Here is a 20,759-nt window from a genome sequence, read left to right as displayed (position 1 = left end):
ATAATTTTTACCATAGCTTGTGTGGTAAATTTTGTTATAGGGGAGGGCAAAAGGTTGGGCAGGACGGGGGTCACCAGTTGGTGGGCTGGTATAAAACGGTGGAGCAAGATAAAACAATCAGAGAAGAACGTCAGTTGGTTAAAATGGTGCCGGAAAGAGGAGCGGCACCGAGAATGTGAAGTACCCGGGTCGGGTAAAGCCCAGGGGCTGAAGCAAAAACTTTCTCTGGCGCTGCTATTGGTCCTGACATTAATAGGTGGCTGCAGCCTGCTGGTTGGCTGGCAGATATGGCGGGTGATTGCCTCCTATGATCGCATCATCAGCCACGACACCGCCCTGGTCCATTCATTGCAAGAAACCCTGCTGACCTTTGAGGAGCAGTGTATCATCTATCAGACCTTTTTGCTGACCTCGGAAATGGCCTATTTCGATCAATTCTACGAACTGCAGTCCGCCTTTGGCAAAAAGCTGCTGCAGGTAGAAAAAATGTTGACCACCGCCGGGGAGCGGCAGGCTCTGGCCCAGCTGAGACTGGGTTACAACCAGTATATGGAATATGCCAAGCAGTTGCGAGCTCAAAAAGAGAATGTGCTGCGCCAGCAAAAAGACCCGGAATGGCAAAAGGGTGTGGACTTTCAGGCCAGGTTGTTCCAGCAGATGCAGGAAAACAAAGCCATGATTGACCGGGTCATGGAGCCCACCCGGCAACTGATGGCGTCCAAAATGGTAGAGCTGCAGGCGAGCCACAACAAAAACCAGCGCTTGGTGCTACTGGCCTGGGTGTTGCTGAGCCTCCTGGTGGTGGTGGTGCTGGGCAGTGGTCTGGTACTGATGCTTTATGTAGCGCGGTTTATTTTGCTTCCATTGGGAGAAATAGAAGCCAAAACCACTTTGCTGGCGGCGGGTGACTTAACCTCTACCGACATAGAAGTAAAAAGCCGGGATGAAATCGGCCGCCTGGCCCTTTCCTTCAATGCTATGCAAGATAAGCTGCGTTACCTGGTGGGCGGTATGAGCCAGCAGGCTGGTACGCTCAACCAGGCTTCCCGGTTGCTCCATCAGATCGCCGGTCGGGCGGCAGAAGGCGGCCGGCGGAGCTGTGATTCCGCCGGGCAGGTACAAATTGGTTTGGCAGAAATAGATACCCAGGTAATAAAACTGGCTGACCGCATGCAGGAAACGCTTCAGCAGGTAGCCCGGGGGCGCAGCAGCCTAACTGAGATGGAAGAGCAGGTTCATTTAATCAGCCGGGCCATGCAGGAAATAAATTTAAGTTTGAGTCAGCTTAGGGTTGCGTCCCAACAGATTGGTGAACTGTTGGGGGGAATCAAGCAGATAGCCAGCCAGACCGACATTTTAGCCCTGAATGCAGCCATAGAAGCGGCCCGGGCCGGGGAAGCCGGGCGGGGTTTTGCTGTGGTGGCCGGTGAAGTAAAAGAACTGGCCGGGCAAACCATGCAGTTCGCCCGGCAGATAGAGCACAGTTTGGGGCAGGTAAGCGGTAGTATTGCCGTTACCGGTCAGGCGGTGGTTCAGGGTAACCGGCGGGTGGAACAGGGCAGCGCTGTGTTGGGACAGACCCTGCAAAACCTGGGTCTGGTCATCAGCAATGTGGAAGAACTGGCCAGCCGGTTTGGGCAGATAGCGCGTGATTTGCAACAGGTTATGCCGGAAGTAGGGCAGATGCATCAAGATGCTCGTCAGCAGGCGGAACTGGCTGTTCGCACTGCCAGTCTGGCCGGAGAGCTTTTTGAGCTGGCGGGTAGTCTGAAAGAAATGATCAGCAGTTTTCGGTTGAATGATGGCATAATGGCTGGAGCAACAGTGGGGCAAGCCGAGGCGGTGCAGCTACAGGTTGCAGAGCAAGATGGCCTGGACTTGGAAAGGGCGGAGCAAGAGGTGAACCAGAGCTATGAGTCAGGGAAGGTGGCTTAAGCAGCTCGGGCGGGAGCTGGCGAATTTAAAAGCCCGCCTGACATTGAGACGGGCGGTGCGCTCGGGGGGTATTCAGGAGCGGCAGCATTTGCTGGCAGAATTAACCTGGGCATTGCGCCAGGAGGGAAAAGCAGTGCTCATTTATATTGACCTGGTCCAGTTTCACCAGGTAGCCCAGATGCGGGGGCTGGAATGGGCAGTCCGCTTGATCACCTTTATTAAGAAAAATATTCCGGTGGAGGTAAGCCAGCTTTTTGCCCAGCAAAAATTGATTGCCGCCCAGCATTTGTGGGCAGATGATTTTGTGATTTTGCTAGCGGATAGGGAAAAACCGGATCTGGATTACTACTGGAATATGTGTTATATTTTGCGCTTGCGGCTGAAAGATGCCGTGAGCCGGACCTGGGGCCGTCAGCCAGGTGGGGAACTGGAGCTGCACCTGGGTTTCAGTATTATTGACAGGGAGGATCCTTTGCCGGTGGAAATGCTTTATTACAACGCTCTGCGACAGGCCCGGCTCATGGCTAAAGGGGCCCGCCAGTGGCACATGGTTAAGCTGGGGGAACAATTTAAGGAAATGCTGGCCGGAGAAAAAATAAGAACACTCTATCAACCCATTGTATCTTTGCAGGATGGAGCGGTAATTGGTTGGGAAGCACTGAGCAGGGGCGATGTGCAGAGTGAGCTTAGCCGGCCGGATCTGTTTTTTCAGCTGGCCGAGGAAATGGGTATGCTTTTTCAGGCAGAAAAAGTTTGCCGCAATCTGGCCATTTCCCGCATTGGTTCTCTGGAGGCGGGGCAGAGAATTTTTTTAAATGTCCATCCCCGCACGCTGGCCGATCCCCTTTTTGTGCGGGGGGAAACCTTTCGCCTGCTGCAGGAGCGGAACCTGAAACCGGAAAATGTAGTGATTGAGGTTACCGAGAAACACAGTGTGCAGGGTGATGGGGAACTGGCCCGGGCCGTTGAGCATTACCGCCAGCAGGGCTATCAGGTAGCCATTGATGATGTGGGGGCCGGTTATTCGGGGCTGTCGTCCATTGCCCTCTTGCGTCCAGATTATTTGAAAGTTGACATGAGCCTGATTCGGAATATTGACCAGGATGGGGTGAAAAGAGCCATTGTGGAAGTGCTGGTGCTTCTGGCGGACAAAATCAACTGCCGGGTGGTGGCCGAAGGCATTGAAACCGAGTCCGAACTGGCCACGCTGATGGCCATGGGAGTGCATTACGGTCAGGGCTACTTTCTGGCTCGCCCTGATTTTCCATCGCCTGCGTCTGTGCCCGCTGTACGTAACGTTATTCAAAAATATGGCGGTTTATCCCGGGAGCAAAGCATTGCCGACAGTCCGGTGGGGGAAATTGTCCAGGAGGCGCTGGTGGTAAAAGACGACGAAAGGGTGGAAAGGGTAAAAGCCTTATTGGAGAAGATGGGTCATCATGTCCAAAGTGCGGTGGTGGTGCGGGATAGTGTGCCGGTGGGTCTGATTATGAAACAAAAGCTCTATCAGATCCTGGGTTCGCAGTACGGTGCGCCTCTTTACAGCAAGCGTCCCATTCGCAACATTATGGATAGCGCACCCCTTAAGGTGGAAAAGGATACCCCCCTGGAACAGGTGGTACAACAGGCTACAATGCGTCACGCAGCCAGTTTGTACGATGATGTGATCGTGCTAAGCGGGGGAGCGCTGTTGGGAGTGGTTACTGTGCAGCGCTTGCTGGAGCATTTGAATAAAAGCCAGCTGGATTTTTTCAAAAATGCCAATCCCCTTACCGGGCTGCCGGGCAATCTGGTTATTGAAAATTATTTACAGCTATGTGCCCGGGAGAACAGAAGTTGTACCGTGATTTGGGCCGATCTGGACAACTTTAAAGCCTACAATGATAACTACGGTTTTGCTGCTGGTGATCGGATGATTGTGTTGTTAAGTAAAATTTTGCGCCATGTTACACGAAAGCATAGAGGGCGTGAAGGATTTGTTGGTCACATTGGTGGTGATGATTTTATCATGGTAGTGAGTCCCGAGCGGGCGGAGCTGATAGCTCAGAGGGCCATTGCTCTGTTTGAGCGTTTAAAGAAGCGTTTGTTCCACCAGGAGGACTGGTTCAGAGGCGGTTATGTTGTCCGGGATCGCAGGCAGCAAGTATCTTTTTGTCCTCTGGTCAGCCTGTCCCTGGCTATGGCCGATTGCCAGGATGGCAGCTGCTATGAGAACCTCCCCCGGCTGGCTGTGGAGCTGAAAAAATATGCCAAGTCTTTGCCCGGCAGTGTTTATGTGCGCAACCGGCGCAGTTGTGCCGTGAGCGCTGAAAAATGTTCCGGGTAGACTATTGACAGCCAGCAGGCTTTCTGTTAACATAAATGTTGCGCTCAAGGTGATGCCGGCGTAGCTCAACTGGCAGAGCAGCTGACTTGTAATCAGCAGGTTGCGGGTTCGAGTCCCACCGCCGGCTCCAGCAAGCCAGTTTATTCTGGAGGGGTTCCCGAGTGGCCAAAGGGAGCAGACTGTAAATCTGCCGGCGGATGCCTTCGCAGGTTCGAATCCTGCCCCCTCCACCAGAAAGTGCCATGCGGTTGCCTGTTGACAGGCGGTGGCATGATGTGATAAAATAAAAAATGCGCCGCGGGGTGGAGCAGCTGGCAGCTCGTCGGGCTCATAACCCGAAGGTCGTAGGTTCAAATCCTACCCCCGCAACCAGTGCCACTATAGCTCAGTAGGTAGAGCGCATCCTTGGTAAGGATGAGGTCACCGGTTCAATCCCGGTTAGTGGCTCCAGTTTTTTTGGGCGGCGTAGCTCAGCTGGTCAGAGCACACGGTTCATACCCGTGGTGTCCGGGGTTCGAATCCCTGCGCCGCTACCAGGAAAAGGCGGTAGCCTGTACTTACAGGGCTACCGCCTTTTTTCGCATGTCCCGATCTGGGTAGAAGGATTTTCTGCTTTTATAGCGAATAAATGCCATTGGTTTTTAGTTTCTGCTGTATAAATTGCAACATTATGGAAATAACTTAAAACTAGCTAGCTGTGTACTGGTATAACGGCCGCCCAGGCTTGTATTTTATTCAAGGAGGAGAAACAAATGGCCAAAGCGAAATTTGAGCGGACCAAACCGCACGTCAACATTGGAACCATTGGACACGTCGACCACGGCAAGACCACCCTGACGGCAGCCATCACCACCGTGCTGGCCACCGTGGGCAAAGCCCAGGTCAAGCGTTACGACGAAATCGACAACGCTCCGGAAGAGCGGGAGCGGGGCATCACCATCAACACCGCCCACGTGGAATACGAAACCGAAACCCGGCACTACGCCCACGTGGACTGCCCGGGTCACGCCGACTACGTCAAGAACATGATTACCGGTGCAGCCCAGATGGACGGCGCCATTTTAGTAGTATCGGCCGCCGACGGTCCCATGCCGCAGACCCGGGAGCACATTCTGCTGGCCCGTCAGGTGGGCGTGCCCTACATTGTGGTATACCTGAACAAAGCCGACATGGTGGATGACCCCGAACTGTTGGAACTGGTGGACATGGAAGTGCGGGAACTGCTGTCGGCCTACGAATTTCCGGGTGATGAAATTCCCATCATCACTGGTTCGGCCTTAAAGGCCCTGGAATGCGGCTGCGGCAAGCGGGAATGCGAATGGTGCAAGACCATCTGGGAACTGATGGACGCCGTGGACAGCTATGTGCCCACACCGCAGCGGGACGTAGACAAACCCTTCCTGATGCCCATTGAAGACGTATTCTCCATTACCGGCCGGGGCACGGTGGTCACCGGGCGGATTGAGCGGGGCGCCATCAAAGTGGGCGAAGAAGTGGAGATAGTGGGTCTGGCCGACAAACCGCGCAAGACCGTGGTCACCGGAGTAGAAATGTTCCGCAAGATTCTGGATCAGGGGCAGGCCGGCGACAACGTGGGCTGCCTGCTGCGGGGTATCGACAAGAAAGAAGTGGAGCGGGGCCAGGTGCTGGCCAAGCCGGGCAGCATCAAGCCGCACACCCACTTTATGGCTGAAGTATACGTCCTGACCAAGGAAGAGGGCGGCCGGCACACCCCGTTCTTCAACGGATACCGTCCGCAGTTCTACTTCCGCACCACCGACGTGACCGGCACCATTCAACTGCCGGAAGGCGTGGAAATGGTCATGCCCGGTGACAACGTCAACCTGGAGATCAAGCTGATCACCCCCATTGCCATTGAAGAAGGGCTGCGCTTTGCCATTCGGGAAGGCGGCCGCACTGTAGGCGCCGGTGTGGTCACTTCGGTTATTGAATAAATCCGGGTGCTTTGTTTTGCAGGAGCCGTGCGTGCGGCTCCTGTGATCTTTCCGCAGGGGCGCTTCTATTGACAGGAAAACCTAATTGTGATAATTTATTTAAGGTTATCTGCAAAAAGGCTCTCAAGTTTCTCCAGGCAGGAGGTGGTAACGGTGCGGGTAGGGGTTACGCTGGCCTGCACGGAGTGCAAGCGCCGGAACTATACAACCACCAAGAACAAGAAGAACGACCCGGGCAGGATTGAATTAAAAAAATACTGCCGGTTCTGTCAGACACATACGCTGCACAAGGAAACCCGGTAGAAATTATGGTAAAGCCGCAGGCTAAAGGCTTTGCGTAAGGGATGTGGCTGATAAATGGCTCTGTTAAAAAAAGGTGATAAAAGAGCCGGCGAAGGCGGTGCAACGGTCAAGTCGCTGCGGGAACGGGCTGCAGCAAAGGTACCGGTCAGAAAAGAGGGTGCCGGTAGGCTGGAGGATGCGCGCAAGTACATCCGCAGTGTGATTAATGAAATGAAGAAAGTGCACTGGCCTACCCGGCGGGAAACCATCACTTATACCTCGGTCGTGTTGGTGGCGGTGATCATTGTCGGGGCGCTGATCTGGATCTTTGATTCGCTTTTAAGCCGGCTACTCCAGCTGATCATTACCTGATGTCCGGGAGGTGGAGGCGGCGGCTTGAACAAGCACTGGTATGTCATCCATACTTATTCCGGATATGAAAACAAGGTCAAAGCCAACCTGGAAAAGCGCATTGCGACCATGAATATGGAGGAAAAGATCTTCCGTATCCTTGTACCCATGGAAGATGATGAGGAGATCAAGGACGGCAAGCGCAAAATCAGCAAGCGCAAGATATTTCCTGGCTATGTGCTGGTGGAAATGATTCTGACCGACGATTCCTGGTATGTGGTGCGCAATACTCCCGGTGTGACCGGCTTTGTGGGCAGTGGCAACAAGCCCATCCCCCTCACCGATGGTGAGGTTAACGCTATTGTGCGCAAGATGGGGCTGGATGAGGCCCGCCTGCACCTGGATCTGGCAGCCGGGGAAAGAGTGCGGGTGGCGTCCGGACCTTTTGAGGGTTATGAGGGTGTTGTCGAGGAAGTCTTTCCTGATAAAGGCAAGGTGCGGGTGATGATTTCCATCTTTGGCCGGGACACTCCGGTAGAGCTGGACTTCACCCAGGTAGCCAAGCTGGATTAAATATTGCTTTGGTATCTTTTATATAATTTTTCACTCTGACACGGCAAGGAGGTGGAACAGATAAGATGGCTAAAAGGGTTATGGCTGTGGTGAAGCTGCAGTGCCCGGCCGGCAAGGCTACACCCGCTCCTCCGGTTGGTCCGGCGCTGGGCCAGCATGGCGTCAATATTATGGCCTTTGTCAAGCAGTACAATGAGGTAACAGCCAAGCATGTGGGCATGATTATCCCGGTGGAAATAACCATTTATGAAGACCGGTCTTTCACCTTTGTGACCAAAACTCCGCCGGCTTCCGTGCTGCTGAAGAAAGCGGCCAATATCGAGTCCGGGTCGGGTGAGCCCAACAAGAAAAAGGTGGGCAAAGTACCCCGCTCCAAAGTGCGCGAGATTGCCGAATTCAAAATGAAGGATCTCAACGCCGCCTCGGTGGAAGCGGCCATGCGCATGATTGAGGGAACCGCCCGCAGCATGGGTCTCGAGGTTGTTGAGGGTTAAATAATGCCGGGCAGTGGGAGGATTTATTCCGCTATTACCACAAGGAGGAATGTAACATGCCGAAAGAAGGCAAAAAACTGGTTGAAGCCAGGAAGCAGTACGATAAGACCGTACTTTACGAGCCTGTCGCGGCGCTGGAACTGGTGAAAAAGCTCGCGCCGGCCAAATTTGACGAGACTGTGGAAGCGGCCATCAAACTGGGTGTGGACCCGCGTCACGCCGACCAGCAAGTGCGCGGTGCCGTGGTTCTGCCCCATGGTACCGGCAAAACCCGTACCGTGCTGGTGTTTGCCAAGGGTGACAAGGCCAAGGAAGCCGAGGAGGCCGGAGCCGATTTTGTCGGGGCCGAGGATATGGTGGAAAAGATCCAGAAGGAAGGCTGGCTGGGTTTTGACGTGGCTATCGCCACTCCGGACATGATGGGTCTGGTGGGCCGGCTGGGTCGGATTCTGGGTCCGCGGGGCCTGATGCCCAACCCCAAGACGGGTACGGTAACATTTGACGTAGCCAGGGCCATCCAGGAGGTCAAGGCCGGCAAGATTGAATACCGGGTGGACAAAGCTGGGATTATTCACGCCCCCATTGGCAAGGTTTCCTTTGATGTGCAAAAGCTGACCGAAAACCTGCGGGCGCTGGTGGAACAGTTGATTCGCGTTCGCCCGGCTGCGGCCAAGGGGCAGTACATCAAAGGTATCAGCGTGTGTTCCACCATGGGGCCGGGGATCAAGGTCAACGCTTTGAAGGTCACCCAGCCATAAACGGTGTTTATTTTACAGTTGTATAGGAAATTTCAGCTGTAGACAGTTGGTGCCCAGGGCTTAATTGTGCCAAACAGCCAACCGAGGCGAGCATTTTCACCTGCCGTAGCGTAAGGAGCGGCGGGCCCTTGTGTCGTGCTGTCTACAGGGCCTGCTTTTTTTGTGCCTTGAAAACCTGGAAAGGAGGTGTTTGGTTTGCCCACCAGAGAGCAAAAACAGGTTTCCCTGCAAGAGTTAAAAGAAAAATTCGGCACCTCCCAGGTGGCCGTGATGGCCAATTACCGGGGACTGAACGTGGCTGCCATGACCAGGCTGCGCGTGCGGCTCAGAGAACGCGGCGCTGAACTGAAGGTTGTCAAAAACACCCTGGCCCTGAAAGCGGCGCGGGAACACGGTATTGAGGGGCTGGAGGAACTGCTCACCGGTCCTACCGCCATTGCCTTCAGTGGCGAGGACCTGGTGGCTCCGGCCAAGGTTATGCTGGAGTTCGCCCGCGAGTCCAAGATCATGGAAGTCAAGGGCGGTCTTTTGGAAGGTAAGGTGATCGATGCCCAGGGAGTGAAAAGCCTGGCCGATCTACCGCCGCGCGAGGTTCTGCTGGCCCAGGTGCTGGGAGGTATGCAGGCTCCCATGTACGGTTTTGCTGGCGCCCTGCAGGGCCTGCTGCGTAACCTGGTCTATGTTCTGGAAGCTATCCGCAAAAGGCAGGCCGGTGAAACCGCTTAAAGCGACCGGATGCTCATACTGGATTAAAACAACATATCAGGAGGTTTGAAAATATCATGTCCAAAGTTAATGAGATTCTGGAACTGGTTAAGGGCCTGACTGTACTGGAATTGGCCGAACTGGTGAAAAAATTTGAAGAGGAATTTGGCGTAAGCGCCGCCGCTCCTGTAGCGGTTGCCGCCATGCCTGCCGCCGCTGCTGCCGCTCCGGTTCAGGAAGAAGAGGAACAGACCGAGTTTGATGTCATTCTGGCTGCTGCCGGCGACAAGAAGATCAACGTGATCAAGGTGGTGCGCGAGCTTACCGGATTGGGCCTGAAGGAAGCCAAGGATCTGGTGGACGGCGCTCCCAAGCCGGTCAAGGAAAAGGTCAGCAAGGAAGAAGCCCAGGCCATCAAGGCCAAACTGGAAGAGCAGGGCGCTACAGTGGAAATCAAGTAACCGCCTGCGGGGCAATCATATTTCGGTCCAAAGACGGGGGAAGGTGTCGCCGGGACGACGCCTTCCTCGTGTTTTTACACCGGCTCTGCTGGCGCGGCCGGTGGCTGGACCGGGATTGGAGCGAACATTGACAAACCCATCAGAATATGCTATCATTTTAAAATGTCATTTAAGGTCTTTACCAGATAAAGGTGTTTACCTATCAGGCACCGGCCATAGATAATTGCTGAATTTATGTTTGTGGTGATTGTTTTTGGGAAATAATATTCCGGATGCATCAAAATGGCAGCAGAGCGAGGCCACCCTGGTTTTACCCGGGCAAGGTGCCTTGCTTTTCGTTGTTTCCAATATTATTGGGGGGTGTGGTGCGAGCAATGCACGCCGAAAAGGTAGGTACCAGAACTCGCTACAGTTTTGGCAAGCTGCGGGAGGTTCTGGATTTACCCAACCTGATTGAAATTCAGAAAAACTCTTATGAGTGGTTTCTGCGCGAAGGCCTGCGGGAAGTCTTTCGCGATATTTCTCCCATTCAGGACTTCACCGGCAACCTGGTGCTGGAGTTTCTGGATTACCACCTGGGCGAGCCCAAGTATACGGTGGAGGATGCCAAGGAGCGTGATGTTACCTACGCCGCACCGCTCAAGGTCAAGGTGCGGTTGATCAACACCGAGACAGGTGAAATTAAAGAGCAGGACGTCTTTATGGGCGATTTCCCGCTGATGACCGACAAAGGCACCTTTATCATCAATGGTGCCGAGCGGGTGATTGTCAGCCAGCTGGTGCGCTCCCCCGGGGTATATTTCGGGGAGAATGTGGACACCAGCGGCAAAAAGCTTTATACAGCCACGGTGATACCCAACCGGGGGGCCTGGCTGGAATTTGAGACCGATGTTAACGACCACGTTTTTGTTCGCATTGACCGTACCCGTAAAATACCCGTTACGGTGCTGATCCGTGCCCTGGGTTACCCCAATAATGCCATGATTGCCGAACTGTTCGGCGAAAACAAACACATTCAGGAGACACTCACCCGGGACAACACCGACTCGGAAGAAGAAGCACTGGTGGAAATTTACAAGAGGCTGCGCCCAGGCGAACCACCCACGGTGGAAAGCGCCCGCCTGCTGCTGGAAGGGCTGTTTTTCGATCCCCGCCGCTATGATCTGGCGCATGTCGGTAGATATAAAATCTGGAAAAAGCTAAAACATGGTGTTCTTTACCGTTACCCTGAAGGGATGGACGGGGAAAAGGAATATGACCCTTACTTGAAAGAATATGTGCCGGTAAGAAGGGAATTCATTCGCGAGCTCACCCGGGAGGATATTTTCGCCACTATACGCTACCTGCTGGGTTTGATGGAAGGCCAGGGCCAGGTGGACGACATCGATCACCTGGGCAACCGCCGGTTGCGTTCTGTAGGTGAACTGCTGCAGAACCAGTTCCGGATCGGCCTGGCTCGCATGGAGCGGGTGGTGCGCGAACGCATGACCATTCAGGACGTGGAGGCCACCACGCCCCAGGTGCTGATCAATATCCGCCCGGTGGTGGCGGCGATCAAGGAGTTCTTTGGTTCCAGCCAGCTCTCTCAGTTCATGGACCAAACCAACCCGCTGGCGGAACTGACACACAAGCGCCGCCTGTCGGCGCTGGGACCGGGCGGCCTGTCCAGGGAAAGGGCCGGCTTTGAGGTGCGTGACGTGCACCACTCCCACTATGGCCGGATGTGTCCCATTGAGACGCCGGAAGGTCCCAACATCGGTCTGATCGGCTCGCTGAGTACCTATGCTCGCATCAACCAGTTCGGTTTTATAGAGACCCCCTATCGCAAGGTAGACAAGGAAAACAAACGGGTAACCGATGAAATCGTTTATCTGACGGCTGACGAAGAGGAGGGCAAGGTAATTGCCCAGGCTAACGCGCCGCTGGATGAGAACGGCTATTTTCTGGGCGATAAGGTCAACGCCCGGCAACCGGAAATCGTGGTGGTGCCGCCCGACCGGGTGGATTATATGGACGTTTCCCCCCGGCAGGTGTTCAGTATTGCTACGGCCTTAATTCCCTTTCTGGAGCACGACGACGCCAACCGGGCACTGATGGGTGCTAACATGCAGCGCCAGGCCGTGCCGCTGTTGCGCACCGATGCGCCGCTGGTGGGTACCGGCATTGAATACAAGGCCGCGCGCGATTCTGGTGTGGTAGTGCTGGCTCGCCAGGCCGGTGTGGTGGAAAAGGTAACGGCCAATGAGATAGTCATTCGCACGGACGATGGCAAGCTGGACACGTACAAACTGCTCAAATTCAAGCGCTCCAACCAGGGCACCTGCATAAATCAAAAGCCCATTATTCGCCAGGGAGAGCGGGTGGAAGCCGGTCAGGTAATTGCCGACGGGCCGGCTACCGACCACGGCGAGCTGGCGCTGGGCCGCAATGTGCTGGTGGCCTTTATGCCCTGGGAGGGCTACAACTATGAGGACGCTATCTTGATCAGCGAAAAGCTGGTCAAGGAGGATTATTACACCTCCATCCACATTGAGGAATATGAATGTGACGCCCGGGATACCAAGCTGGGACCGGAAGAAATCACCCGGGACATCCCCAATGTGGGCGAAGACATCTTAAAAGACCTGGATGATCGCGGGATTATTCGCATTGGGGCCGAGGTGCGGCCGGGCGATATTCTGGTGGGCAAGGTGACGCCCAAGGGCGAGACTGAACTGACGGCCGAGGAGAGGCTTTTGCGGGCCATTTTTGGCGAAAAGGCCCGTGAGGTGCGCGATACCTCGCTGCGCGTACCGCACGGCGAATCGGGCAAGGTAGTGGACGTCAAGGTGTTTTCCCGGGAGAACGGCGACGAGCTGCCGCCCGGGGTGAACCAGCTGGTGCGCTGTTACATTGCCCAGAAGCGCAAAATCTCCGAAGGGGACAAAATGGCCGGGCGGCACGGCAACAAGGGCGTAGTGGCCCGGATTCTGCCCGAAGAAGATATGCCCTTCCTGCCCGACGGTACGCCCATAGAGATTGTTTTGAACCCTCTGGGGGTGCCGTCCCGGATGAACATCGGGCAGGTGCTGGAGACGCACCTGGGCTGGGCGGTGAAAGCCCTGGGCATGCATGTGGCTACCCCGGTCTTTAACGGGGCCAGTGAGGAAGACATAGTTGGCGCCCTGCGCCAGGCCGGACTGCCGGAAAACGGCAAGATTACCCTGTACGACGGCCGGACCGGGCAACCTTTTGACAACCCCATTACCGTGGGTTACGTGTATATGCTCAAGCTGGCCCACCTGGTGGACGACAAGATTCACGCCCGTTCCACCGGTCCCTACTCGCTGGTGACCCAGCAGCCGCTGGGCGGCAAGGCCCAGTTTGGTGGACAGCGGTTTGGGGAAATGGAGGTATGGGCTCTGGAAGCCTACGGGGCTGCCTACACTCTGCAGGAGATTCTCACGGTCAAATCGGACGATGTGGTGGGTCGGGTGAAAACCTACGAGGCTATTGTCAAAGGGGAGAATGTACCCGAGCCCGGCGTACCCGAATCCTTCAAGGTTCTGATCAAGGAACTGCAGAGCCTGGGGCTGGACGTGAAGGTGCTGTCCGAGGATGACCAGGAGATTGAGATTAAGGAAATAGATGATGACATCGGTGAAATCAAGGACCTGCCCATAGATCTGCATGATGACCGCCTGCCCGGCCGGCGGGACGAGGACTACGAGCCCGAACTGGGGGAAGAGCGGGACGAGCTGGACGAACTGGAATTGCCGGATGAGCTGCCGGAAGAAATTCTGGACGACCTGGATCTGGACAAACTGGACGGCGATCTGCTGTAAGCCGTTAAGCCACGAAGGGGGCGAGCTATTTGCTGGACCTGAACAATTTTGACCGCATCCGGATTGGGCTGGCTTCGCCCGATCAGATTCGCGCCTGGTCGAGCGGCGAGGTGAAAAAACCAGAAACCATCAATTACCGGACGCTGAAACCAGAGCGGGATGGATTGTTCTGTGAACGGATTTTTGGTCCGACCCGGGACTGGGAATGCCACTGTGGCAAGTATAAGCGGGTGCGCTATAAAGGTGTGGTCTGCGACCGCTGCGGCGTGGAAGTCACCCGTTCCAAAGTGCGCCGGGAGAGGTTGGGTCATATCGAACTGGCCGCTCCGGTGTCGCACATCTGGTATTTTAAAGGTATTCCCAGCCGGATGGGGCTGTTGCTGGATATGTCGCCCCGGGCCCTGGAAAAGGTGCTGTATTTTGTTTCTTATATAGTGATTGATGGCGGCGAAACCGGACTGCTGAAAAAACAGCTGCTCACCGAGACCGAATACCGGGATTACCGCGAGAAGTACGGACCGGGTGCTTTCAAAGCGGGCATGGGCGCGGAAGCCATAAAAGAGCTGTTGCAGGAAATCGATTTGGACCAGCTGAGCAAGGAGCTGCGTGCCGAGCTCCGGGAGGCCAGCGGACAGCGGCGCATCCGGGCCATTCGCCGCCTGGAGGTAGTGGAGGCCTTCCGCAAGTCGGGTAACCGGCCGGAGTGGATGATCATGGATGTCATTCCGGTCATTCCCCCGGAACTGCGTCCCATGGTGCAGCTGGATGGTGGCCGCTTTGCCACCTCGGACTTGAACGACCTCTACCGGCGGGTGATTAACCGGAACAATCGCTTAAAGCGCCTGCTGGATCTGGGTGCTCCCGACATTATTGTGCGCAATGAAAAACGCATGCTGCAGGAGGCTGTGGACGCTCTGATTGACAACGGGCGGCGAGGCCGGCCGGTCACCGGTCCCGGCAACCGGCCGCTGAAAAGCCTGTCCGATATGCTCAAGGGCAAGCAGGGGCGTTTTCGGCAGAACCTGCTGGGCAAGCGGGTGGATTATTCGGGCCGTTCGGTGATTGTGGTGGGCCCCACCCTGCAGCTGCACCAGTGCGGCCTGCCCAAGGAAATGGCGCTGGAGCTTTTCAAGCCCTTTGTGATGAAAAAACTGGTCAACGATGGCCTGGCCCATAACATTAAGAGCGCCAAGCGCATGGTGGAGCGGGTCAAGCCCGAGGTTTGGGATGTGCTGGAAGAAGTGATCCGGGAACATCCGGTCCTTTTAAACCGTGCTCCCACCCTGCACCGCCTGGGCATTCAGGCTTTTGAGCCCGTGCTGGTGGAGGGACGGGCCATCCAGATTCACCCCATGGTTTGCACGGCCTACAACGCCGACTTCGACGGTGACCAGATGGCCGTTCACGTCCCGCTTTCGGCGGAAGCGCAGGCCGAGGCACGCCTTTTAATGCTTTCGGCGCACAATATTCTCAACCCCAAAGACGGACGCCCGGTGGCCATTCCTACCCAGGATATGGTGCTGGGCTGCTACTACCTGACCATGGAACGCCCGGGGGATAAGGGCGAGGGCAAGGTCTTTGTAGATGCCAACGAAGCAGTAATGGCCTATGAAGAAGGCGTGATCAGCCTGCACGCCCGCATCAGTGTGCGTTACGAAGGACAGCGACTGGAAACCACTGTGGGACGCTTGATGTTTAACGAGGTGCTGCCCGTTGAGCTGCGCTATTATAACCGGGTAGCCGACAAAAAAGAACTCAGCCGCATTGTGGACGAATGCTACCGCAAGCTGGGTTTTGCCGCTACCGGCGAACTGCTCGACGGATTGAAGAAAATAGGCTTTAAATATGCTACCCGGGCCGGTGTGACCATAGCGGTTTCCGATATCACCATCCCGGAAGAGAAAAAGCATATCCTGGCCGAAACCGACCAGGAAGTGGAGAAGGTGGAAAAACAGTACCGGCGCGGTTTGATTACCAATGACGAGCGTTATCGCAAGGTAATCGAGCTTTGGAACAAAGCCACCGACCGGGTGACCAGGGCGCTGATGAATACGCTGGATCGCTTCAACCCGGTGTACATGATGGCCACCTCCGGGGCGCGGGGTAACATCCAGCAGATCCGCCAGCTGGCCGGCATGCGCGGCCTGATGGCCGACCCTTCCGGCCGGATCATCGACCTGCCCATCCGGGCCAGTTTCCGGGAAGGTTTGACTGTATTGGAGTACTTTATCTCCACCCACGGTGCGCGCAAAGGTCTGGCTGACACCGCTTTGCGCACGGCTGACTCGGGTTATCTGACCCGCCGCCTGGTGGACGTGGCGCAGGATGTGATTGTCCGCGAGGAAGACTGTCAGAAACCCGAAGAAGTGGTGCTGGCCGAGCTGGCGGTTGTAGAGCCCTGGCCGGAAATGGTGCTGGCCGGCGATGTGACTTTGCCGGGCAGTGGTGAGGTTGCGGCTCAAGCTGGCGAGACGGTGACCTGGGAGCTGGTGCGGCGCCTGCAGGGAGCCGGTCTGGATAAGATAACCGTGGTGTATCAGACCGGTATCTACGTGGAAGAAGTCAAGGACGGCAATGAGGTGATTGAAAAGCTCCAGGATCGCATCGCTGGTCGGGTGGCGGCCGAGGATGTGGTACTGCCGGAAACCGGCGAGATTGTAGTGCGGCGCGATCAAATGATCGATCAGGAGCAGGCCGAACAAATTATTGCGGCGGGCGTCAAAAAGGTGAAAATCCGTTCCGTGCTTACCTGCCGTTCTCGCTTCGGGGTCTGTCGCAAGTGTTACGGCCGTAACCTGGCTACCGGGGGTATGGTGGACATCGGTGAGGCGGTGGGCATTATTGCCGCCCAGAGTATTGGCGAGCCGGGAACCCAGCTGACCATGCGCACCTTCCATACCGGCGGCGTGGCCGGTGACGACATCACCCAGGGCCTGCCGCGGGTGGAGGAACTGTTTGAGGCCCGCCGTCCCAAGGGGCAGGCCCTGGTGACCGAAATCGGCGGCCGGGTGGAGATCCGGGAAGTGAAAGGCAAGCGGGAAATTGAAATTTCGGCCGATGATGGTGACAAGCGCATTTACAATGTGCCTTACGGCGCGCGCATCAAAGTGAGCGACGGCGCCTATGTGCAGCCGGGCGACGAACTGACCGAGGGCTCGGTCAACCCCCACGACCTGCTCAAGATCAAAGGACCGACCGCGGTCCAGGTTTACCTGCTTCAGGAGGTGCAGCGGGTATACCGCCTGCAGGGTGTGGAGATCAACGACAAGCATATTGAAGTGATGATCCGGCAGATGCTGCGCAAAGTGAAAGTGGATGATGCCGGGGATACCGATCTCTTGCCGGGCGGTCTGGTGGATCAGTTTGAATTCGAAGAGGAAAACGCCCGGGTGGTGGCGGAAGGCGGCGAGCCGGCCAGAGCCACCCCGGTGCTGCTGGGCATCACCAAGGCTTCGCTGGCCACCGACTCTTTCCTGTCGGCTGCTTCCTTCCAGGAAACCACCCGGGTGCTCACCGAGGCGGCCATCAAGGGCAAGCTGGATCCGCTGCTGGGACTGAAGGAAAACGTGATTATCGGCAAACTGGTGCCGGCCGGCACCGGAATGAGCCGCTATCGCAATGTGGAAGTGCTGGAACTGGATGAAGATACGGCGGTTAACTGAGCCAGCAATTTGTTGACAGGGAGGCACTTTCGGTGTTAATATATAGAAGTGTCTGGTCAAGTGGGGGTGAGGACAGTTGCCCATGGAGCGGCTGTTGCAGGCCCGGCGCAGAGCGGTAGGGGCCAGACAAACCACCAGGGCCCTGCAAAAAGGTCAGGTCAAAGTGGTATATTTGGCACGGGATGCGGAAAAGCATGTTACCGGGCCCATTGCCGAGCTCTGCCGGAGTAACCGGGTGGAGGTTGTCTGGGTGGAGCAAATGAGCGAGCTGGGCAAGACATGTGGCATTGAGGTAAATTGTGCCGCCGCAGCTGTTTTGCAGGAATAGCTTTTACCCCGCAGGCTTTTTACTGGCCTGCGGGGCTCTGTATGATTTTTCAAGGTGCTTTCGGGAAGGAGGTGTATGTGCATGCCGACAATCAGCCAGCTGATCCGCAAGGGTAGAGAGGTATTACCGGATAAGTCCTCCTCTCCTGCCTTGAAAGAGTGCCCGCAAAAGCGCGGTGTCTGCACCAGGGTTTATACCACCACGCCGAAAAAACCCAATTCCGCCCTGCGCAAGGTGGCCAGGGTGCGCCTGACCAATGGTGTGGAAGTAACTGCTTACATTCCGGGTATCGGCCACAACCTGCAAGAGCACTCGGTGGTTTTAGTGCGCGGTGGCCGGGTCAAGGACCTGCCCGGTGTGAGATATCACATTGTGCGGGGAGCTCTGGATGCCGCCGGGGTACAGAACCGCAACCGGGGTCGTTCCAAGTATGGTACCAAGCGTCCCAAGAAGTAGGCTTGGGTTAGTGGGTTTTTCGTTTTATATAAAAGCATATCCTTAAGGCAAAGGGGGGACAGTTAAGGTATGCCGAGAAGAGGCAATACGGTCAAACGCGATGTTCCGCCGGATCCGGTTTATCATAACAAAGTGGTCACCAAGCTGATCAACCAGGTGATGCTGCAGGGCAAAAAGAGCGTGGCTGAGCGCATTTGTTACGGCGCTTTCGATATTATCCGGGAGAAAACCGGCAAGGATCCGCTGGAAGTCTTTGAGCAGGCCATGAAAAATGTCATGCCGGTACTGGAAGTGAAGGCCCGCCGGGTGGGTGGCGCCAACTATCAGGTGCCGGTGGAGGTGCGGGCCGAGCGCCGGCAAACACTGGGAATCCGCTGGATTACCAACTATGCCCGGGCCAGAGCCGGCAAGAGCATGCAGGAAAAACTGGCCGCCGAAATTATGGATGCGGCCAACAATACCGGTGCTTCAGTGAAGAAAAAGGAAGATACTCATAAAATGGCGGAGGCTAACAAGGCGTTTGCGCACTACAGATGGTAAAGGAGGTAGTCTTGAGTGGCACGGCAATATCCGCTGGAAAAGACGCGCAATATTGGGATCATGGCTCACATAGATGCCGGCAAGACTACCACCACCGAGCGAATTCTCTTCTATACTGGTAGAGTGCATAGAATGGGGGAGGTCCATGATGGCGCCGCCACCATGGACTGGATGGTGCAGGAGCAGGAGCGGGGGATTACGATTACCTCCGCTGCCACCACCTGTTTTTGGCGTGACCACCGCATCAATATTATTGACACACCAGGCCATGTGGACTTTACGGTGGAAGTGGAACGCTCGCTGCGCGTGCTGGATGGCGCAGTAGCTGTGTTTTGTTCTGTGGGTGGGGTGGAACCGCAGTCCGAGACAGTGTGGCGGCAGGCGGACAAGTACGGCGTTCCCCGGATAGCTTACATCAACAAAATGGACCGCATTGGGGCGGATTTCTTCCGGGGCCTGAAAATGATCCGCGAGCGCCTGGGAGCCAACCCGGTGGCCGTGCAACTGCCCATCGGGGCCGAGGATGGCTTTCGCGGCGTAGTGGATCTGGTCAGAAACAAAGCTATTATCTATGTTGACGACCTGGGCACCCAGAGCCAGGAAACCGAAATCCCTGCCGGGATGCAGGACCTGGTGGCCGAATACCGGGAGAAGCTGCTGGAGAGTGTGGCCGAACTGGACGAAGTCTTAATGGAGAAATACCTGGAAGGGGAAGTGCTCACCGAGGAGGAAATCAAGCGGGCCATCCGACTGGGAACCATCCAGGTCCGGATAATTCCGGTGCTCTGCGGTTCTTCCTTTAAGAATAAGGGTGTGCAACCGCTACTGGATGCCATTGTAGATTATCTGCCGTCGCCGGTGGATATCCCTCCCGTACAGGGCGTGAATCCGGAAAACGGCGCCGAAGATACGCGGTTGGCGGCCGATGATCAGCCCTTTGCGGCACTGGCTTTCAAGATAATGACCGACCCCTATGTGGGCAAACTGACCTTCTTCCGGGTATACTCGGGCATGCTCAAATCGGGCTCCTATATTTACAACTCCACCAAGAACAAGCGGGAGCGCATAGGACGCCTTTTGCTGATGCATGCCAACCACCGCGAGGAAATTGGTGAAATATTTGCCGGAGATATCGTGGCGGCTGTGGGGCTGAAAGATACCACCACAGGCGACACGCTGTGTGATGACAGAACGCCCATAGTTCTGGAGGCCATGGATTTTCCCGAGCCGGTGATTGACGTGGCCATCGAGCCCCAGACCAAGGCTGACCAGGATAAAATGGGGGTCGCTCTGGCCAAGCTGGCCGAGGAAGATCCCACTTTCCGTATGCACACGGATCCGGAGACCGGCCAGACCATTATTTCCGGCATGGGCGAATTGCACCTGGAGATTATTGTCGATCGCCTGCTGCGGGAGTTTAAGGTGCAGGCCCATGTGGGTCGTCCGCAGGTGGCCTACCGGGAGACTATCCGCCAGAAAGTGCGGGCCGAGGGCAAGTTCGTTCGCCAGACGGGCGGCCGCGGCCAGTACGGGCATGTGCTGCTGGAAGTGGAGCCGGCCGAACCGGGTACGGGCCTGGAGTTTGTAAATAAGATTGTGGGGGGCGTCGTGCCCAAAGAATATATACCGGCTGTTGAGGCCGGTGTGCGCGAAGCCATGGAGAACGGTGTGCTGGCCGGTTACCCGCTGATTGATGTGCGGGTGGCGCTGGTGGACGGTTCCTACCACGAGGTGGACTCCTCGGAAATGGCCTTCAAGATTGCCGGTTCCATAGGATTTAAAAATGCCGCTGTTAAAGCCAAACCTGTACTGCTGGAACCCATCATGAACGTGGAGGTAGTGGTGCAGGACGAATATATGGGCGATGTGATTGGTGATCTTAACTCCCGCCGCGGCCACATCGAAGAAATGGAACCGCGGGGCAATGCCCAGGTTATCCACGCCAAAGTGCCGCTGGCCGAGATGTTCGGGTATGCCACCGAGTTGCGTTCGCGCACCCAGGGGCGGGGCACATACACCATGCAGTTCAGCCATTATGCCGAAGTGCCGGCTAGCATTGCGGAAAACATCATCGCCCGTCGCAACGGTTAATTATCTTCAAGGAGGAGA

At 56.0% G+C, this 20,759-nt stretch carries 16 protein-coding genes, 5 tRNA genes and 1 other annotated feature; all 21 genes read left to right on the top strand.

Annotated features, from left to right (window positions below; translation table 11 throughout):
* Nucleotides 1-237: 237 nt before the first annotated feature.
* The 21 genes from ACUVTU_RS04385 (at nucleotide 238) to fusA (ending at nucleotide 20,741) form a co-directional block, all read left to right on the top strand.
* Nucleotides 238-1,935 carry a methyl-accepting chemotaxis protein gene (locus ACUVTU_RS04385; RefSeq protein ID WP_445888742.1) on the top strand — a complete coding sequence of 566 codons (1,698 nt, stop codon included), beginning with the start codon at nucleotides 238-240 and terminating at the stop codon, nucleotides 1,933-1,935.
* Entirely contained in the window at nucleotides 1,913-4,261 is a 2,349-nt protein-coding gene (locus ACUVTU_RS04380) for a bifunctional diguanylate cyclase/phosphodiesterase (RefSeq protein WP_445888741.1), read from the top strand. Before ACUVTU_RS04385 ends, ACUVTU_RS04380 begins: the two co-directional genes overlap by 23 nt.
* 54 nt (nucleotides 4,262-4,315) lie before the next feature.
* Nucleotides 4,316-4,391: transfer RNA gene (locus ACUVTU_RS04375), tRNA-Thr, on the top strand.
* 17 nt (nucleotides 4,392-4,408) lie between these two features.
* A tRNA-Tyr gene (locus ACUVTU_RS04370) sits at nucleotides 4,409-4,494 on the top strand.
* A gap of 63 nt (nucleotides 4,495-4,557) precedes the next feature.
* A tRNA-Met gene (locus tag ACUVTU_RS04365) sits at nucleotides 4,558-4,633 on the top strand.
* 2 nt (nucleotides 4,634-4,635) lie between these two features.
* Nucleotides 4,636-4,711, top strand: a tRNA-Thr gene (locus ACUVTU_RS04360).
* Nucleotides 4,712-4,720: 9 nt separating this feature from the next.
* A tRNA-Met gene (locus ACUVTU_RS04355) sits at nucleotides 4,721-4,797 on the top strand.
* A gap of 216 nt (nucleotides 4,798-5,013) precedes the next feature.
* Nucleotides 5,014-6,216, top strand: a complete 1,203-nt coding sequence (gene tuf, locus ACUVTU_RS04350) for an elongation factor Tu (protein ID WP_445888728.1) — start codon at nucleotides 5,014-5,016, stop codon at nucleotides 6,214-6,216.
* 153 nt (nucleotides 6,217-6,369) lie between these two features.
* The gene (gene rpmG, locus ACUVTU_RS04345) at nucleotides 6,370-6,519 is read left to right on the top strand and encodes a 50S ribosomal protein L33 (protein WP_018087032.1); all 150 of its coding nucleotides are present in this window, start codon (nucleotides 6,370-6,372) and stop codon (nucleotides 6,517-6,519) included.
* A gap of 54 nt (nucleotides 6,520-6,573) precedes the next feature.
* On the top strand, nucleotides 6,574-6,870 hold the full coding sequence (secE, locus tag ACUVTU_RS04340; RefSeq protein ID WP_445888740.1) for a preprotein translocase subunit SecE: 297 nt from the start codon (nucleotides 6,574-6,576) through the stop codon (nucleotides 6,868-6,870).
* A gap of 24 nt (nucleotides 6,871-6,894) precedes the next feature.
* Nucleotides 6,895-7,422, top strand: coding sequence for a transcription termination/antitermination protein NusG (nusG, locus tag ACUVTU_RS04335; RefSeq protein ID WP_445888739.1), 528 nt, complete (start codon nucleotides 6,895-6,897; stop codon nucleotides 7,420-7,422).
* 65 nt (nucleotides 7,423-7,487) lie between these two features.
* Nucleotides 7,488-7,916 carry a 50S ribosomal protein L11 gene (gene rplK, locus ACUVTU_RS04330; protein WP_445888738.1) on the top strand — a complete coding sequence of 143 codons (429 nt, stop codon included), beginning with the start codon at nucleotides 7,488-7,490 and terminating at the stop codon, nucleotides 7,914-7,916.
* Between the two features lie 56 nt (nucleotides 7,917-7,972).
* Complete coding sequence (gene rplA / locus ACUVTU_RS04325) at nucleotides 7,973-8,674, top strand: 50S ribosomal protein L1 (protein WP_445888737.1); 702 nt, start codon at nucleotides 7,973-7,975, stop codon at nucleotides 8,672-8,674.
* An 18-nt stretch (nucleotides 8,675-8,692) separates the two neighbouring features.
* Nucleotides 8,693-8,844: a sequence feature (ribosomal protein L10 leader region), on the top strand.
* A 25-nt stretch (nucleotides 8,845-8,869) separates the two neighbouring features.
* Nucleotides 8,870-9,400, top strand: coding sequence for a 50S ribosomal protein L10 (gene rplJ, locus ACUVTU_RS04320; RefSeq protein ID WP_445888736.1), 531 nt, complete (start codon nucleotides 8,870-8,872; stop codon nucleotides 9,398-9,400).
* 56 nt (nucleotides 9,401-9,456) lie between these two features.
* Nucleotides 9,457-9,840 (top strand): 50S ribosomal protein L7/L12, encoded by a 384-nt coding sequence (rplL, locus tag ACUVTU_RS04315; RefSeq protein ID WP_445888735.1) that lies wholly within the window; start codon nucleotides 9,457-9,459, stop codon nucleotides 9,838-9,840.
* 374 nt (nucleotides 9,841-10,214) lie between these two features.
* Nucleotides 10,215-13,664, top strand: coding sequence for a DNA-directed RNA polymerase subunit beta (gene rpoB, locus ACUVTU_RS04310; RefSeq protein ID WP_445888734.1), 3,450 nt, complete (start codon nucleotides 10,215-10,217; stop codon nucleotides 13,662-13,664).
* Between the two features lie 29 nt (nucleotides 13,665-13,693).
* On the top strand, nucleotides 13,694-17,326 hold the full coding sequence (rpoC, locus tag ACUVTU_RS04305) for a DNA-directed RNA polymerase subunit beta' (RefSeq protein WP_445888733.1): 3,633 nt from the start codon (nucleotides 13,694-13,696) through the stop codon (nucleotides 17,324-17,326).
* A gap of 82 nt (nucleotides 17,327-17,408) precedes the next feature.
* Entirely contained in the window at nucleotides 17,409-17,654 is a 246-nt protein-coding gene (locus tag ACUVTU_RS04300; RefSeq protein WP_445888732.1) for a ribosomal L7Ae/L30e/S12e/Gadd45 family protein, read from the top strand.
* A gap of 81 nt (nucleotides 17,655-17,735) precedes the next feature.
* Nucleotides 17,736-18,110 carry a 30S ribosomal protein S12 gene (rpsL, locus tag ACUVTU_RS04295; RefSeq protein WP_445888731.1) on the top strand — a complete coding sequence of 125 codons (375 nt, stop codon included), beginning with the start codon at nucleotides 17,736-17,738 and terminating at the stop codon, nucleotides 18,108-18,110.
* Nucleotides 18,111-18,179: 69 nt separating this feature from the next.
* Nucleotides 18,180-18,650 (top strand): 30S ribosomal protein S7, encoded by a 471-nt coding sequence (gene rpsG, locus ACUVTU_RS04290; RefSeq protein ID WP_445888730.1) that lies wholly within the window; start codon nucleotides 18,180-18,182, stop codon nucleotides 18,648-18,650.
* 15 nt (nucleotides 18,651-18,665) lie between these two features.
* Entirely contained in the window at nucleotides 18,666-20,741 is a 2,076-nt protein-coding gene (fusA, locus tag ACUVTU_RS04285) for an elongation factor G (protein WP_445888729.1), read from the top strand.
* The last annotated feature ends 18 nt before the right edge of the window (nucleotides 20,742-20,759 follow it).

Source organism: Desulfurispora sp. (genome assembly GCF_052744395.1).
The sequence above is the reverse complement of the archived record's forward strand: the minus strand, read 5'-3'. Positions and strand labels throughout refer to the sequence as shown.

Coding starts and splice junctions, on each gene's coding strand:
- ACUVTU_RS04380 (WP_445888741.1), top strand. CDS start 1,913: ATGAGTCAGGGAAGGTGGCTTAAGCAGCTCGGGCGGGAGCTGGCGAAT.
- tuf (WP_445888728.1), top strand. CDS start 5,014: ATGGCCAAAGCGAAATTTGAGCGGACCAAACCGCACGTCAACATTGGA.
- secE (WP_445888740.1), top strand. CDS start 6,574: ATGGCTCTGTTAAAAAAAGGTGATAAAAGAGCCGGCGAAGGCGGTGCA.
- rplK (WP_445888738.1), top strand. CDS start 7,488: ATGGCTAAAAGGGTTATGGCTGTGGTGAAGCTGCAGTGCCCGGCCGGC.
- rplA (WP_445888737.1), top strand. CDS start 7,973: ATGCCGAAAGAAGGCAAAAAACTGGTTGAAGCCAGGAAGCAGTACGAT.
- rplL (WP_445888735.1), top strand. CDS start 9,457: ATGTCCAAAGTTAATGAGATTCTGGAACTGGTTAAGGGCCTGACTGTA.
- rpoB (WP_445888734.1), top strand. CDS start 10,215: ATGCACGCCGAAAAGGTAGGTACCAGAACTCGCTACAGTTTTGGCAAG.
- ACUVTU_RS04300 (WP_445888732.1), top strand. CDS start 17,409: ATGGAGCGGCTGTTGCAGGCCCGGCGCAGAGCGGTAGGGGCCAGACAA.
- rpsL (WP_445888731.1), top strand. CDS start 17,736: ATGCCGACAATCAGCCAGCTGATCCGCAAGGGTAGAGAGGTATTACCG.
- rpsG (WP_445888730.1), top strand. CDS start 18,180: ATGCCGAGAAGAGGCAATACGGTCAAACGCGATGTTCCGCCGGATCCG.